The sequence below is a fragment of the Micromonospora sp. NPDC005413 genome (assembly GCF_040606435.1).
Classification (GTDB): Bacteria; Actinomycetota; Actinomycetes; order Mycobacteriales; family Micromonosporaceae; genus Micromonospora.
The window spans coordinates 62,740-76,276 of the sequence record NZ_JBEXEV010000025.1 but is presented as its reverse complement, the minus strand read 5'-3'; the positions used below and the strand labels follow the sequence as shown (position 1 = coordinate 76,276).

The 13,537-nt window shown below is 68.2% G+C and carries 14 protein-coding genes and 1 tRNA gene; 9 read left to right on the top strand and 6 right to left on the bottom strand.

What is annotated here, in order from left to right:
* Positions 1-20 precede the first annotated feature (20 nt).
* The 7 genes from ABZS37_RS23295 (at position 21) to ABZS37_RS23265 (ending at position 5,989) form a co-directional block, all read left to right on the top strand.
* Positions 21-959: a segregation/condensation protein A gene (locus tag ABZS37_RS23295; protein ID WP_355172100.1), complete on the top strand. Its 939-nt coding sequence runs from the start codon at positions 21-23 to the stop codon at positions 957-959.
* Positions 952-1,833 (top strand): SMC-Scp complex subunit ScpB, encoded by an 882-nt coding sequence (scpB, locus tag ABZS37_RS23290; protein WP_355172098.1) that lies wholly within the window; start codon positions 952-954, stop codon positions 1,831-1,833. The genes ABZS37_RS23295 and scpB overlap by 8 nt, the downstream gene beginning before the upstream one ends.
* Entirely contained in the window at positions 1,820-2,590 is a 771-nt protein-coding gene (locus tag ABZS37_RS23285) for a pseudouridine synthase (protein WP_355172096.1), read from the top strand. Before scpB ends, ABZS37_RS23285 begins: the two co-directional genes overlap by 14 nt.
* 195 nt (positions 2,591-2,785) lie before the next feature.
* The gene (gene cmk / locus ABZS37_RS23280) at positions 2,786-3,466 is read left to right on the top strand and encodes a (d)CMP kinase (RefSeq protein ID WP_355172094.1); all 681 of its coding nucleotides are present in this window, start codon (positions 2,786-2,788) and stop codon (positions 3,464-3,466) included.
* A 121-nt stretch (positions 3,467-3,587) separates the two neighbouring features.
* The gene (gene der / locus ABZS37_RS23275) at positions 3,588-5,000 is read left to right on the top strand and encodes a ribosome biogenesis GTPase Der (protein WP_355172092.1); all 1,413 of its coding nucleotides are present in this window, start codon (positions 3,588-3,590) and stop codon (positions 4,998-5,000) included.
* A gap of 191 nt (positions 5,001-5,191) precedes the next feature.
* A tRNA-Pro gene (locus ABZS37_RS23270) sits at positions 5,192-5,265 on the top strand.
* A 415-nt stretch (positions 5,266-5,680) separates the two neighbouring features.
* The gene (locus ABZS37_RS23265) at positions 5,681-5,989 is read left to right on the top strand and encodes a hypothetical protein (protein ID WP_355172090.1); all 309 of its coding nucleotides are present in this window, start codon (positions 5,681-5,683) and stop codon (positions 5,987-5,989) included.
* Between the two features lie 271 nt (positions 5,990-6,260).
* On the opposite strand, the gene ABZS37_RS23260 is transcribed toward ABZS37_RS23265, so the two are convergent.
* The 4 genes from ABZS37_RS23260 to ABZS37_RS23245 all read right to left on the bottom strand — a co-directional run bounded on the left by ABZS37_RS23260 (position 6,261) and on the right by ABZS37_RS23245 (position 10,368).
* On the bottom strand, positions 6,261-6,668 hold the full coding sequence (locus tag ABZS37_RS23260) for a hypothetical protein (protein WP_355172088.1): 408 nt from the start codon (positions 6,666-6,668) through the stop codon (positions 6,261-6,263).
* Positions 6,669-7,244: 576 nt separating this feature from the next.
* The gene (locus ABZS37_RS23255) at positions 7,245-7,865 is read right to left on the bottom strand and encodes a nucleoside monophosphate kinase (RefSeq protein ID WP_355172086.1); all 621 of its coding nucleotides are present in this window, start codon (positions 7,863-7,865) and stop codon (positions 7,245-7,247) included.
* Between the two features lie 166 nt (positions 7,866-8,031).
* Positions 8,032-9,591 (bottom strand): IS110 family transposase, encoded by a 1,560-nt coding sequence (locus ABZS37_RS23250; RefSeq protein WP_355172084.1) that lies wholly within the window; start codon positions 9,589-9,591, stop codon positions 8,032-8,034.
* A gap of 336 nt (positions 9,592-9,927) precedes the next feature.
* The gene (locus ABZS37_RS23245) at positions 9,928-10,368 is read right to left on the bottom strand and encodes a hypothetical protein (RefSeq protein ID WP_355172082.1); all 441 of its coding nucleotides are present in this window, start codon (positions 10,366-10,368) and stop codon (positions 9,928-9,930) included.
* A gap of 115 nt (positions 10,369-10,483) precedes the next feature.
* On the opposite strand from ABZS37_RS23245, the gene ABZS37_RS23240 reads away from it, so the two are divergent.
* Together ABZS37_RS23240 and ABZS37_RS23235 are read left to right on the top strand one after the other, a co-directional pair.
* Positions 10,484-10,918: a hypothetical protein gene (locus ABZS37_RS23240; RefSeq protein ID WP_355172080.1), complete on the top strand. Its 435-nt coding sequence runs from the start codon at positions 10,484-10,486 to the stop codon at positions 10,916-10,918.
* Between the two features lie 456 nt (positions 10,919-11,374).
* On the top strand, positions 11,375-12,004 hold the full coding sequence (locus ABZS37_RS23235; protein ID WP_355172078.1) for a VOC family protein: 630 nt from the start codon (positions 11,375-11,377) through the stop codon (positions 12,002-12,004).
* A gap of 43 nt (positions 12,005-12,047) precedes the next feature.
* On the opposite strand, the gene ABZS37_RS23230 is transcribed toward ABZS37_RS23235, so the two are convergent.
* Entirely contained in the window at positions 12,048-12,671 is a 624-nt protein-coding gene (locus ABZS37_RS23230; RefSeq protein WP_355172142.1) for a DinB family protein, read from the bottom strand.
* Positions 12,672-12,783: 112 nt separating this feature from the next.
* Positions 12,784-13,488 (bottom strand): GNAT family N-acetyltransferase, encoded by a 705-nt coding sequence (locus ABZS37_RS23225; RefSeq protein WP_355172076.1) that lies wholly within the window; start codon positions 13,486-13,488, stop codon positions 12,784-12,786.
* Positions 13,489-13,537 lie beyond the last annotated feature (49 nt).

Sequence of the window (13,537 nt, the reverse complement as noted above, 5' to 3'; positions counted from 1 at the left end):
TCGTGGACTACGGTCGTGCGGTGACCGCGCCACCCCTCGACTCGCCGGCCGTGCCGCACGAGGCCGCCGCCCCGGCGGTCGACGGTGTGCAGCCCGCCGGTTTCACGGTGCGGCTGGCCAACTTCACCGGCCCGTTCGACCTGCTGCTGCAACTGATCGGCAAGCACAAGCTCGACGTGACCGAGGTGGCCCTGCACACGGTCACCGACGAGTTCATCGCCTACATCCGGGCCATGGGCGACAACTGGGACCTGGACGAGGCCAGCGAGTTCCTGGTCATCGCCGCGACCCTGCTCGACCTGAAGGCGGCCCGGCTGCTACCCGCCGCCGAGGTGGAGGACGAGGCGGACCTCGCCCTGCTGGAGGCACGGGACCTGCTCTTCGCCCGGCTGTTGCAGTACAAGGCGTACAAGGAGGCCGCGGCGCACATCGCCGAGCTGGAGGCCGTCGGAGGCCGGCGGTATCCGCGGGCGGTCAGCCTGGAGGCCCGGTACGCCGAGGCGCTGCCCGACCTGGTGCTCGGCATCGGCCCGCAGCGGCTGCTGAAGCTGGCCGTGAAGGCGATGACCCCGAAGCCGGTGCCGGAGGTCTCCATCGCCCACGTGCACATGGTCCGGGTCAGTGTCCGAGAACACGCGGCGATCCTCAGCGCCCGGCTGCGCCGGGTCGGCACGGCCACGTTCTCGCTGCTCTGCGCCGACTGCGAGGCGACCCTGGAGGTGGTGGCGCGGTTCCTCGCGCTGCTGGAGCTGTACCGGGAGGGTCTGGTGTCCTTCGTGCAGGAGGAGGCACTGGAGGAGCTGACCGTGCGCTGGACCGGCCCCGCCGACGGTGACACCGAGCTGCACGTCGACGAGTACGCCGGCACCCCGGCCGACCCGGAGTCGACCGTCGCGCCGGCGGGGGAGCCCGGGGGACTGGACGGGACGGGAACCACGGAGGCTGAGCGGGATGAGTGACGAGGAACGCGGGGACTCTCTGGCCGACCAGGCTGCCGCCTGGGTCCCCCCGTGGGAGCGCCCCCGCCCGCCCACTCCCGCCTCCGACGAAGCCTCCGACGAGACCGACGGCGAACCGCCCCCGGACACGTCCGCAGGTGACCCCGAGCCGGGTGAGCCCGAGCTGGGTGAGCCCGAGCTGGGTGAGCCCGCGCCTGGTCAGCCCGCGCCTGGTCAGCCCGCGCCTGGTCAGTCCGGCGAGCCGACTGCCGCCGCTGGGGACGTACCCCATCGGTTGGCGGCGGGGCGACGGCGGGTGCCGGCCGCGCCGGAGCCGGCGCCGGAGTTGTCCGACGCGGAGTTGCGCGGCGCGCTGGAGGCGATCCTGCTGGTGGTCGACGAGCCGGTCAGCGAGTTGGTCCTGGCGCAGGTGCTGGAGCAGCCGGCCGAACGGGTCGGGCCGATGCTCGACGAGATCGCCGCCGGCTACACCGCCGCCGGGCACGGGTTCGAGCTGCGTCGGGCGGCGGGCGGGTGGCGGCTGTACACCCGGCCGGAATACGCTACGTACGTTGAGCGGTTCGTGTTGGACGGGCAGTCCGTACGGCTGACCCAGGCGGCGTTGGAGACGCTCGCCGTGGTCGCCTACAAGCAGCCGGTGACCCGTTCGCGAATCTCAGCCATCCGGGGTGTGAACTGCGACGGGGTCATCCGTACGCTGGTGACCCGCGGCCTCGTCGAGGAGTGCGGCACCGAACAGGACAGCGGGGCGTTTCTGTACCGGACCACCACGTTGTTCCTGGAGAAGCTCGGGCTGAACACCGTAGACGAGCTGCCGCCCCTCGCACCTTTCCTGCCCGACGACGTAGAAGAGCTTGCTGATGCGACCCGATAACCGTTCCCCTAAACCCGACGCCCCTGTCTTCGAGGGGGCTGAGCGCCTGCAGAAGGTGCTCGCCGCCGCTGGCGTGGGTTCCCGGCGCGCCTGCGAGGACCTGATCTTCCGTCGCCGGGTCACGGTCGACGGGCGCGTCGCCAAGCTCGGCGACAAGGTCGACCCGGCCACCGCCGTGATCCACGTGGACGGCGAGCGCCTCCAGGTCGACGTTCGCCTGGTCTACGTGGCGATGAACAAGCCGCGCGGGGTGGTTACCACCATGGCGGACGAAAAGGGACGCAACGAGCTGGCCGAGTTCATCGGCAACCGGGTGGAACAGCGGGTCTATCACGTCGGGCGGCTCGACGCGGACAGCGAGGGCCTGCTGCTGCTCACCAACGACGGCACCCTCGCGCACAAGCTCATGCACCCCTCGTACCAAGTGCTGAAGACCTACCTCGCCGAGGTGGTCGGGCCGATCCCGCGCAACCTGAGCAAGCGGCTGTTGGCCGGCATTGAGCTGGAGGACGGACCGGTCAAGGTCGACTCGTTCAAGGTGGTGGACACTCTGGGCAAATCCGCCCAGGTCGAGCTGAGCCTGCACGAGGGCCGCAAGCACATCGTCCGGCGGCTGATGGAGGAGGTCGGACACCCGGTCACCCGGCTGGTGCGTACCTCGATCGGGCCCATCCGGCTGGGTGACCTGCGCACCGGGCGGATCCGGCGGTTGACCAACGCCGAGGTCGCCGCCCTGTTCAACGCGGTGAGTGACTGACCCCCGAGTTCGGGGTACGGCAGCCGGTAGGCTCCGCAACGGCCGAGACGCGGCCGCCGGGGGTGGCGTGGGTCGCCTCCGGCGGCGTCGCGCGTGGGTCCGCCACGGACCCCGGGCATGATTGATGACGATGGACAACCGCTTGCGGCGCCAGATCACCGGGCGATCCGCGAGGTACGGGCTGAGGAGGACACGGTGGAGGAAAACGTACGGACCGGGCGATGTGTGGTCGCTGTGGACGGGCCGTCCGGTTCGGGTAAGTCCACCGTGTCACGGCGGCTCGCCGCTGGCATCGGTGCGCGCTACCTGGACACCGGGGCGATGTACCGGGCGATCACGTGGGCCGTGCTGCGCTCCGGCGTGGATCTCACCGACGCCGCGTCGGTGGCGAAGGTCGCCGGCGAGGTTGACCTGCGCATCGGCACCGACCCCCAGGGGTACGGCGTGACCGTCGACGGCGTGGGCGTGGACGCGGAGATCCGTGGCGCCGAGGTGACCGGGGCGGTCTCCGCCGTCGCCGCGGTGCCGGCGGTCCGCGAGCTGCTGGTCGCCCGGCAGCGCGAGATGATCGTCAACGCGGGCCGGATGGTGGTCGAGGGTCGTGACATCGGCTCAGTCGTGGCACCGGACGCTGACCTCAAGGTCTTCCTGACCGCCTCCGAGGCAGCCCGTGCGGCCCGACGCAGCGCCGAGGACGCCGCCGACGTGGCGGCCACCGCCGCTGACCTGGCGCGGCGGGACCGTCTCGACTCGACCCGCAAGGCCAACCCGCTGGCGCAGGCGCCGGACGCGGTGGTGCTGGACACCACCGAGCTGGGCATCGACGAGGTCGTGGCACGGCTGCGCGATCTGCTCGCGGAGCGAGGCGTGGCATGAGCGAGCGAATCATCGGCTTCGGCGCGGACGTGCCTCATCGCGGTCCGGAGCGCAGCGAGCGAATCATTGGGTTCAGTGCGGATGTGTCTCGTGACGGTCCGAAGCGCAGCGGAGGAACGGCATGAGTGAGCGTAGTGAGGGTGCGGGGTGGGTCGAGCTGCGTGAGCCCGACGTCGCCGTCGAGGAGCAGGCCGGCCCGCAGCCGGTGGTGGCCGTGGTCGGCCGCCCCAACGTGGGCAAGTCCACACTGGTCAACCGGATCATCGGCCGCCGGCAGGCGGTCGTCGAGGACGTGCCCGGTGTGACCCGGGACCGGGTGCCGTACGACGCGCAGTGGAACGGCCGGGCGTTCACCGTGGTGGACACCGGCGGCTGGGAACCGGACGCCACGGACCGGGCCGCGGCCATCGCGGCGCAGGCCGAGACGGCGGTCGTCACCGCCGACGTGGTTCTCTTCGTGGTCGACGCGATGGTGGGCTCCACCGACGTTGACGAAGCCGCGGTGAAGATGCTGCGCCGCAGCGCCAAGCCGGTGATCCTGGTGGCGAACAAGGCCGACAACACCTCCATCGAGATGGAGGCGACCTCACTCTGGTCGCTCGGCCTCGGCGAACCGTTCCCGGTCTCCGCGCTGCACGGGCGAGGCTCCGGGGACCTGCTGGACGCCATCCTCGCCGCGCTACCGGAAGCACCGACGATCGTGGAGAACCGGCCGCGCGGACCGCGCCGGGTGGCGCTGGTCGGGCGACCGAACGTCGGCAAGTCCAGCCTGCTCAACCGGTTCTCCGGTGAGGAGCGGGCGGTCGTCGACGCGGTCGCGGGCACCACTGTGGACCCGGTGGACAGCCTGGTCGACATCGGCGGTCAGACCTGGCAACTGGTGGACACGGCCGGGCTGCGCAAGCGGGTCGGTAAGGCCAGCGGCACCGAGTACTACGCCAGCCTGCGCACCGCCGGTGCGATCGAGGCCGCCGAGGTGGCCGTGGTCCTGCTGGATTCCAGCGAGCCGATCAGCGAGCAGGACCAGCGGATCCTGTCGATGGTGACCGAGGCCGGCCGGGCAATGGTCATCGCGTTCAACAAGTGGGACCTGGTCGACGCCGACCGGCGGTACTACCTGGACAAGGAGATCGACCGGGAGCTGCGCCGCATCCCCTGGGCGATCCGCTTGAACCTGTCGGCGATGACCGGCCGGGCGGTGGACAAGCTGGCCCCGGCCCTGAACAAGGCCCTGGCCAGCTGGGAGACGCGGGTGCCGACCGCGCATCTCAACCAGTGGCTGACCGCGCTGGTGCAGGCCACCCCTCACCCCGTGCGGGGTGGACGCGCACCGCGGATCCTGTTCGCGACGCAGGCCGGGGTGGCGCCGCCACGGTTCGTGCTCTTCACCACCGGCCCGCTCGACGCCGGCTACCAGCGCTTCGTCGAGCGCAAGCTCCGCGAGGAATTCGGGTACGAGGGCAGTCCGATCGAGATTTCGGTCCGCCCGCGTAAGAAGCTCGGCCCTGGTGGCCGAGGCAAGGCGCACGGCTAACGCTGATTCGTACACCGAAAATGCCGGATGGGCCCCGCGCCCATTCGGCATTTCCCCACCCCACCCTCCTAGGACGCTGTAGGGGGTGTGCGGTGGTTCGGTCACCTCGCGATGCGAGTGGGGCCTGTGCGGACGACCCGGAGCTGCTGCGCTAAGCTGTACCGGTTGTCGCGGGGGAAACCACGCGGGAACGGGACGTGGCGCAGCTTGGTAGCGCACTTGACTGGGGGTCAAGGGGTCGTCGGTTCGAATCCGGCCGTCCCGACAAGATGAAACAGCAGGTCAGTGGGCTGGTCCGAGATATCGGGTCGGCCTTCCTGGCTTTCTGGGGACCACGTCGGTCAAGTGCGCCGGGCCGGCAGCGCATCTTGACCGCTGGTCAAGTCTCAAGCGTCCAGCCGGGATGCATGCCGAATCGTTTGCTGTCTGCATCAAGGCGGCCCGCAAGCGGGCCGCGCCGGCGGCGCTCGGCCTGCTGGGGGCGCAAGCGCCGGCATCGGCTGGCGCGCCGGCCGATTGCAGACTGCGCCAAGGACCGGAACCGATGCCTCCGGCGGGGATCTTCGACAGAGATGGGCTTGAAGCGCAGGAGCAGCGCCTTGCCCCACACCAGCCACCAGCAGTCATGATCTTTTCAGGACGAGAGCACATATGATCGGTGGCCCCGTCAAGGAGGTCAGTTGGAGACATGGCGCTTCGTGGCCGCTGTCACGATGATTTTGACGATGGGCCTCATCGGTGTCGCCCTAGCGACCAACTTTCGAGGCGTGACTGAGTGGCACATGCGCCGGTCGATGGCGACCGCGAGCGTGCTACGGCGAGTTCCGTCGCGGCGCTGGCTTCCGGATGCCCAGTACGACGAGCGTCTGGCGCGTTTCGTCTTGCTGGAGCGGGCAATTGGCGTGATCTTCGCTGCGGCCAGCGTCATGTTCTTGATCGTTCTCGTTCACGGGGTCCTGTCCGGCGAGCCGATGCCGTCGAGCAAATGAGGAAGGCGACGGTCAACAGCGGTCACCTCCTGGACGTGCCGGACGGTAGGGCGGCGCAGTTCAAGCCGGTCATCGCCGAGCGACTTTCGTCCGTGTCCACACTTCCTACACCGCGCGCCCGTGCAGCCAAGACCACCCCGCTGAAGACGACGCCACCCGACAACGGCAGACGAGCTGACCAGGGAAGCAGCTACCTGACCTGCCATCCACGATCTTCTTCTAAACCCCGGGCGGCTCGGGCTGCCGGCGCTTGCCAGCCGCCATTGGGACCTCACGGGTTATGAACGTTCGCCGAGCGTGCCAGTTTGCGCTGAACGGCCCGGAGGAGAAAGATCGTCTCTTCGTCTGATAGGCCGGTCGTGGTCGACCAATCACAACCGGATCCGAAAATGTCGCTGGCGAAAACTACCTCAGTGGCTATCAGGACACGTCGCCAGTCACGACGGCTTAGCGGCTCTTCAGCGCGGATCGACGCGTGCAAAGGACCGGCCTGCGCATAGAGATCCTCGACCCCCTCGAAGCCCATGGCGACCGCCAACGCTTCAGTGCTATGAGCCGGCCCGCCCCACTCCTTGAGCCCCCGGGCGAGTAGGTGGCGTTCAGCTTCGGTGAGGTCGACCATGACCAGGTCGCTGAGAGCTGCGGCTGGCTGACCTGGTTGCGCGTCCGCTCCGTCCATGCGTCGATCGTGCCAGCCTTGCGTCGTGTGGCTGTACAGCCACCCGTGCAGCCAAGCCGGTCGACGGCGGTAGGGCGAAGGCGGCATCAGCCGACAAGACGAGCAGGCCGGAGAACATAAGCGACGCGGGCCGACAGCAGTCTTGATCTTTGCAAGTCAGGGGTAGCCGTCGCGCTCGCGGCCTGCCCTGCGGGCGGCCTCCGGCCGTCCTGGGGCGCCCGCAGCGCCTCGTGCAGAGTACGTGCAATGATCTTGGTCCGGGGAGCCGGTAAGTAGCTGGCCCGCCCCGGTTACGGCCACAGTGGTCGCTGTCGCTGTCGCCTTCCTAAACCGTGCATGGTTCCGGGGACCACGCAGGGACCACACGTAGCGCCCGATGGTGGAACGATACGCGGTCAGGTGCACGGCTTGATCATGGGCATAACGTGTGTGACGTGCGGGAACGCTTACCAACTCGTCCTGGGGGTCAAGGGGTCGTCGGTTCGAATCCGGCCGTCCCGACGCAGGTCAGAGGCCATTCGGAATCTTCCGGATGGCCATTTCTGATCTTGTACAGCAGCGAAGTACAGCAACGGCTCATTGATCAAGGCTTTCGCCGAGCCTCCGCAGGGCTTCCCGGCAGGGGTAGTCGGCAGCGACCGGAAGCAGCTTGGCCGCTATGTCCTCGTAGTCGCCAGAGCCACTGGTGGTCCACAACATGCCGCGAGTTCGGTAGTAGGCGCGCAGCGGCTCGACCTGCTCCTGGTACTCCTCCTGGTAGTGCGAGTACATCAGCAGCAGCTCGGCGCGTCGCTCGGCTTGCTGCGGGGCCAGTTCTAACTGACGTTCTACCCGGCGGCGGACCGTGAGGTCGAGTTCGTCCTTCGTCAAGACGAGCTCGATCACCGTGTCGGGTGCATGGGCGCTCTGCGCTAACAACTCCGCCTGACCGATCCGGCGCGGGTAGTTGCACAGCAGCCAGCCGCCATCCACGACGGCTAGGGCGTCAGCGATTGCCTTCGTGGTCAGCTCATCCGGGACAAGGTGCCCGGTCTGCATATACCGGTTCATCTGTTCGCCTAGCGGCGTCCGCAGTTGCACGTGCTCGCGGCAGACGTTGCCTGGACTGATGATCTGGAGGCCGGTCGCCTCTGCCAGAACCGCCGCAGCGGAGGACAGGTCGACTAACGGCCCGGCGATGAGGGCAGCGTTCGGCATGCGTGCTCCCAGATGCAAGTGGCCGGCGAAGGGCAAAGCTAGCAGCACGCGTAAAGCACCAGGTGGGACGCAGGTGTAAAGCATCAGCCGGGACACGACAAGTAGCCGAGTAGTACCTGTGACGCTCCTATTTTGCGCAAGTGGTATCGGGTCCCGTGCCGATGACCTAGGTCAGGAACTGAATGCGAGGCGCGTCGTGGCTGTGAGCGACGGGCTCTGCGCAGTGCTCGCAGGTGTGGGTCTGCGGGCGGACGAGGTTGGTCTGCGTTGAGAAGGTGCCCGACTGGACCGGTTCCGGGCAGAGGTAGCCAAGGTGCAGTCGGACCCAGGGGGCGCGGGTCAGGGCGAGCGATGGCTGGTCCCGTTTGGCGTCATGGAAAGGCGCCCACCAGTAGTCCACCACTGCGCGCAGGATCGTCCGTCCCCGTTCGGAGGTGTGGTCGAACGCGGAGATTCGTGCGGCCATAGGGTGCTGGCCGGTCTTGCTGTCACCGGAGCAGGTGCCGTGTTCTGCGCCGTGTTTCAACCCTGTAGTACGGCCGGTTCTTTGGCAGATGAAGCAGTCCAGGCTGAGTTCAACGTCGCTCTTCCAGTGCAGGTTGTGGAAGGGCGAGTCGCTGAGGGCCAGGACAGCCGTTACTTCGACGGATCGCAGCACGGCTCGATCTTGGCAGGCGTGGCGGTTAGCCGTGGACGGCGGATGCCTCAGTGAGGCAGGCAAAAGTCTCGCGGCGATGTAGCGCTTGAGGCATCGCATGATCTCGGTCTTGGTCTTGCCTTCGGCGGTGCGTCGGGCGACGTAGTCGCGGGTGGGTTGGTGGCAGCGCATGCGGACGAGGGCGACGCGCCAGAGGGCGCTGTTGGCGTCGCGATCGCCGCCGCGGTGTAGTCGGTGTCGGTCGGTGCGTCCGGAGCTGACCGGAATCGGGGCGGCGCCGCAGAGGCGGGCGAACGCTGCTTCGGAGCGGAGCCGGTCGGGGTTGTCGCCAGCGGTTACGAGCAGTTGCCCGGCGGTATCGACGCCGACACCCGGCAGCGCGACGAGGTCGGGTGCGGCGGCGGTGACCAGGGTCGTCAGGTGGATGTCGAGGTCGTCGATCTCGGCTTGCAGGGCCAGCCAGCGGCGGGCGAGGCTGCGCAGGGCCAGTTTGGTGGCGGCGGCGGGATCGGTGATCGGGCCGTGTCGCAGGGCGGCGCAGCCACGGATGTGGTGCTTGCCGGTCAGCCCACGCAGCGATTGTCGGATGGCTTGCGGCGCCGAGACGATGAGGGCGTCAAGTTGCCCACCGGCTTGGATACGCGCCTTCATCGCCCCGCGTCGGGCCACTCGCAGGGCGCGGATCATCTCGACCTGGGCATCACGGGACTTCGGTGTGCCGGTGGCCCGTCCGGACAGGACGACGCGGGCGGCGGCTTCGGCGTCGATCACGTCTGACTTGCCGGCGCGGCGGCGGGTGGAGCGGTCAGGGCGGTCGACCTCGATGACGGTGAAGCCGTAGTCGGTGAGGAAGCGCAGCAATCCGGAGCCGTAGCTGCCGGTGCCTTCTAACCCGACCTTGTCGACGTGTCCGAAGGAATCTGCCCAGGTTGCGAGCTGGGCGTATCCGCGCGTGGTTGTCGGGAAGGACCGGGTGTCGAGCAGTTTGCCGGTGTGGGCCAGGACTGCTGCCACATGCACGTCGGCGTGGGTGTCCACGCCAACCGTCACCGTCGTTTGATCGCCCATCAATCTCCTCAGCCGCATCGAACAGAGTCTCGATCGCAGGCACCGGCTGAACGTTGGACAGCACGGGGATGAGGGACGAACCCAGGCTCCTGATCAGGTCACTACGCCACCAGGTGCCAGCACCGAGAGAGGTGATTTCGGCGGTCGGGTCGACGGGTCAACTTGAAGGCACGGAGCCGGTGAGAACTCGGGTCAGACCCAACCGCCGAGATCGCCATCAGCATCATTGTCGGGTCTCAGGACGTCCGTGACAGATCAGTCTCGGGACGTGGGTGACACGTCCGGCTAGACGATCTTGTTGCTGGACAGCGTAGCGGGACTGCTCGGTAGTTGGGATTACGAGCGGGCCCAGCTGGCGAGTTCTTTGGCCCCGGTTGCTGTGGTCGGGTCGGGGTCTTGGGCCAGGGCGTTGCAGAGGATGAGGAAGTCGTCCACGGTGCCGGTGAGCTGGCCGAGCCAGTCGGGGAGGAGGTAGTTCACGACGGCGGCGTGGAGGTGGTAAAGGTGGTCGAGGCCAGCGGTCAGGAGGTCTGTGGCTGTGGTGGTTGCTCGTGCGACGAGTCGGGTGCCGTGAATGTCGTTGCGGCGTAGCAGGGCCAGGCAGGTCGCTTCGACGACGGCGGTGTCGCCGCTGTCGAGGAGGAGCCGCTGGAGGATGTCGACGATGTCGTCTTGGTTGGCCCAAGCGGCGAGTTGTTGTCCTGCGGCGGCCCGGGTTGACCAGTCCGGGCTGTTGGCGGCCGCGACGGTTTCCTGAGATGGGGCAGGGGCCTGCATGGGCTCAGGCTTCCACAGGGGGTTGTGCTGTGGGGGTGCGTCGGGCTGGTTCTGGCTTGCGGGCCTTGAACCGGGCGATGTCCTTGGTGGTGGTGCGGGCGACTTCGGTGACGAGTTGGTCGCCGTCGTGGACGCGGAAGGTGGTGTCGGCGGCTTCGACGGTGAGGGTCGCTCCGGCGTGAGCGATGCCGACGTGGATCCGTTGACCTGCGATGACCAGGGCTCCACGGCAGCTGACGCGGCGTTCGACCCCGGATCGGTTCGGGTGCTGGGGTGGGTGGTGGTCCGGCGGGGCGGGCGTCGCGGATGCTGGCGACTTCGGCTGGTGTTAGGGGGTTGGCAGGCTGCGCAGGAGGATGCCGTCGGCGGTGATCTGCACGAGGCTGCGGTCGAGTCGGACGGTCACGCGCCTGCCCGCGAAGTGGTAGCCGACGGGGTGTTGCCGTCCGGCGAGGCTGATCAGGCCAGTGGCGTTGACGAGCCGTTCGACCTCGATCGGGGCGCCGGCTCGGACGGCACCGGTGGTAATCGGTGGCGGCCCGGCGGGTAGGCCGTCGTCGGCGAGGAGCTGCCGCAGGTGGGCGGGGGTGAGCCGACGGCACGGTCTTGAGCCGGACGCCGCCGATGAGCAGGTGAACGACTGTGGTGTCGGCCCACAGGGTGACCGGGAGCCCGGAGCGGGTGGGGCTCAGCCAGAACTGTTGCCCGCAGAGGGTGAGGTTGCCCGAGGCAGGAACGAGGCGGGTGACCTCCACGGCCAAGCCGACGTCGTCACCGGTTGCCAATGGTGCTGCTGCGACGGTGCCCGTCGGGCCGGCGGCTGACGGAGGTGCCGGCGCAAGCAGCGGCTTTCGGGGTGCGGGGATGGCGGTGTTCAGCGTTGGCGGCAGCCGCAGCGGGATCTGCTCCTCGACGGGCTGGGCGGTGAACCGGTCGGCTGGGGTTTGCTGTTCCGACGTTCGCTCGCTTGGGCGTCCGTCGCGCCGTCGATGTTAGGTTCGCTGGCATGACTGTGCGGACCACGGCCAAGCAGTTCCACGCGGCTGACGGTGTCGAGGACTGGCGCTCCCTCTACCACGTGGTCTCGGCCCATTTCCGGACCGGCTCGCTGGCCAAGGGCGCCGCGCTCGTCAATGAGATTGGCCGGCTCGCCGACGGAGCCGAGCAGCAGTACCTCAACATCGACCTGCGCTATGCCGGCGTCACGGTGTCACTGTCGCGGCGAGACATCGGGCTGGCCCAGCGGATCTCGGCTGCTGCGAAGGAATTGGACACCCCCGCCGATCCGACCGCTGTGCAACTCATCAACGTCACTCTCGACGCACTCGTCGGCGCGGAGGTGCTGCCGTTCTGGCGGGCACTGCTCGGCTACGACCAGATTGGCGATGACTATCTGGCCGACCCGGCGCGCCGCGGCCCGGGCTTCGGGTTGCAGCAGATGAACACGGCGCGCCCAGGACGCAACCGCATGCACCTCGATGTCGCCGTCCCGCACGATCAAGCCGAAGCCCGCATCGCTGCTGCCCTGGCCGCAGGGGGTCGATTGGTCTCCGATGCGTACGCGCCGATGTGGTGGGTCCTGGCCGACGTCGAGGGCAATGAGGCCTGCGTCGCCACCTGGGCTGGCCGGGAGTAGGCCGGCCAGCTTGAGGAAGCAGCCAACCGGGGACGCTGGTTGCTTAGGGCGTAGGCCCGATGTTGCCGTCCTCGTTGGTTAGGCCAGCATGGTCATAGCCGCAGGTGGCTGCCTTGGCAGCCCGCTCGATCTTGGCCCGGTGGGCCTCGCGGGCCGCCGTGTCGATCTGCTCCTCGTACCCGGCTGCTACCCCGGTCCGGCCGTCGAGTTGCTCGCGCAGGATGTCGGCATGTCCGGCGTGCCGGGTCGTGTCGCTGAGGACGTGGACCATGATGTTGAACAGCTTCACGTCGGGGCGCGGCCACCATGGCACGTGGCCGGGGGCGTCGATGGGAAGCTCTTTGATCGTCGCGTCCGCGTGGTCCCATGCGCGCCGGTAGAAGCCGATGATTTGTTCGCGGGTCTCGTCTGGGCTCACCCACAGGTCGCTGCCGTCCGAGTCCTGCCAGCGGGGCAGCGGCTCCGGGAACGGGCGGTCGAAGATCTCGCCGAGGTATCTGGCCTCCCAGGTCGCCAGGTGTTTAACCAGGCCGAGGAGGTTGGTCCCGGTCGCCGTCAGGGGGCGCCGGATATCGTATTCGGGAAGACCGTCGAGCTTCCAAAGCAGTGCCTGACGTGTGAACCGCAGTTCGTCGTGCAGGTAGTCCTTCGCGAAATCATCGATCATGGAGAACGAGCCTGCCATGCGATGGCAATACGGTGCAGCCCTGGAGTTCAGAGCGCTGTGGCGTCGTAACTCGCGGAAACGAATTCTCCCGATGACCGCGACGGCTGCGACGTCAGCAGGGGTAGCCGGCTGAACCAGCATGCTCCCCACCGCGTTCGTCGCGCTCGCCGGTCAGGGGTAGGTGCGGGGTGAAGAATCTGGCTGGGATCGTGCTGCCGAGCGGTGCGCGCCACATCCGCCAGATCTTCGGCCCTCCGTCGGGGAGGAGCATCGACGGGCCGGGTAGGTATCCGAGCCGCAGATAGAGGTCGCGGTTGCGTGGGCTGGTGGCCTCCAGGTAGGCGGGCAAGCCGAGCGGGTCGATTTGTTGGTGGTGGTTACTCAGCAACGCGGTGCCAGTTCCCTGGCCTTGATGTTCGGGGCTGACGGCGGCGTAGGCGAGGTAGTGGTGCGCCTCGGGCGGGTGGTGCGATTCGAACATCGTCTCGAGGAGGAGGAACTTCGGCGCGTACGCGCCGGTCGCTTCTCGCACACCCACGTGGCGGTCGGCGGCGATGCTGGGGGACGGTGCCGGGCGGGTGTACCAGATCGCGGTGGCGGATCCGTCAGCAGCCATGTCCACGTGGGCGTATTGCAGGCCGTGCCCCACAACGTGGGTGAAGTAGCGGTAGGAGATGAAGCGGCGATCGTCATGGTCGGAGACCAGCCACTCGGCGACCGGGTCGTGAAGGAACGTCTCGGCGAGGATGCCGATGAGTCTGCCCGCGTCGTCAGGCGTGGCCTGACGCACGGTCACGGTTGTGCTGGTGCTGTTCATGGTTACTCCTGTGATGCTCAGGTTGCCTTGGCCGCGCGTGAGGCGGTTG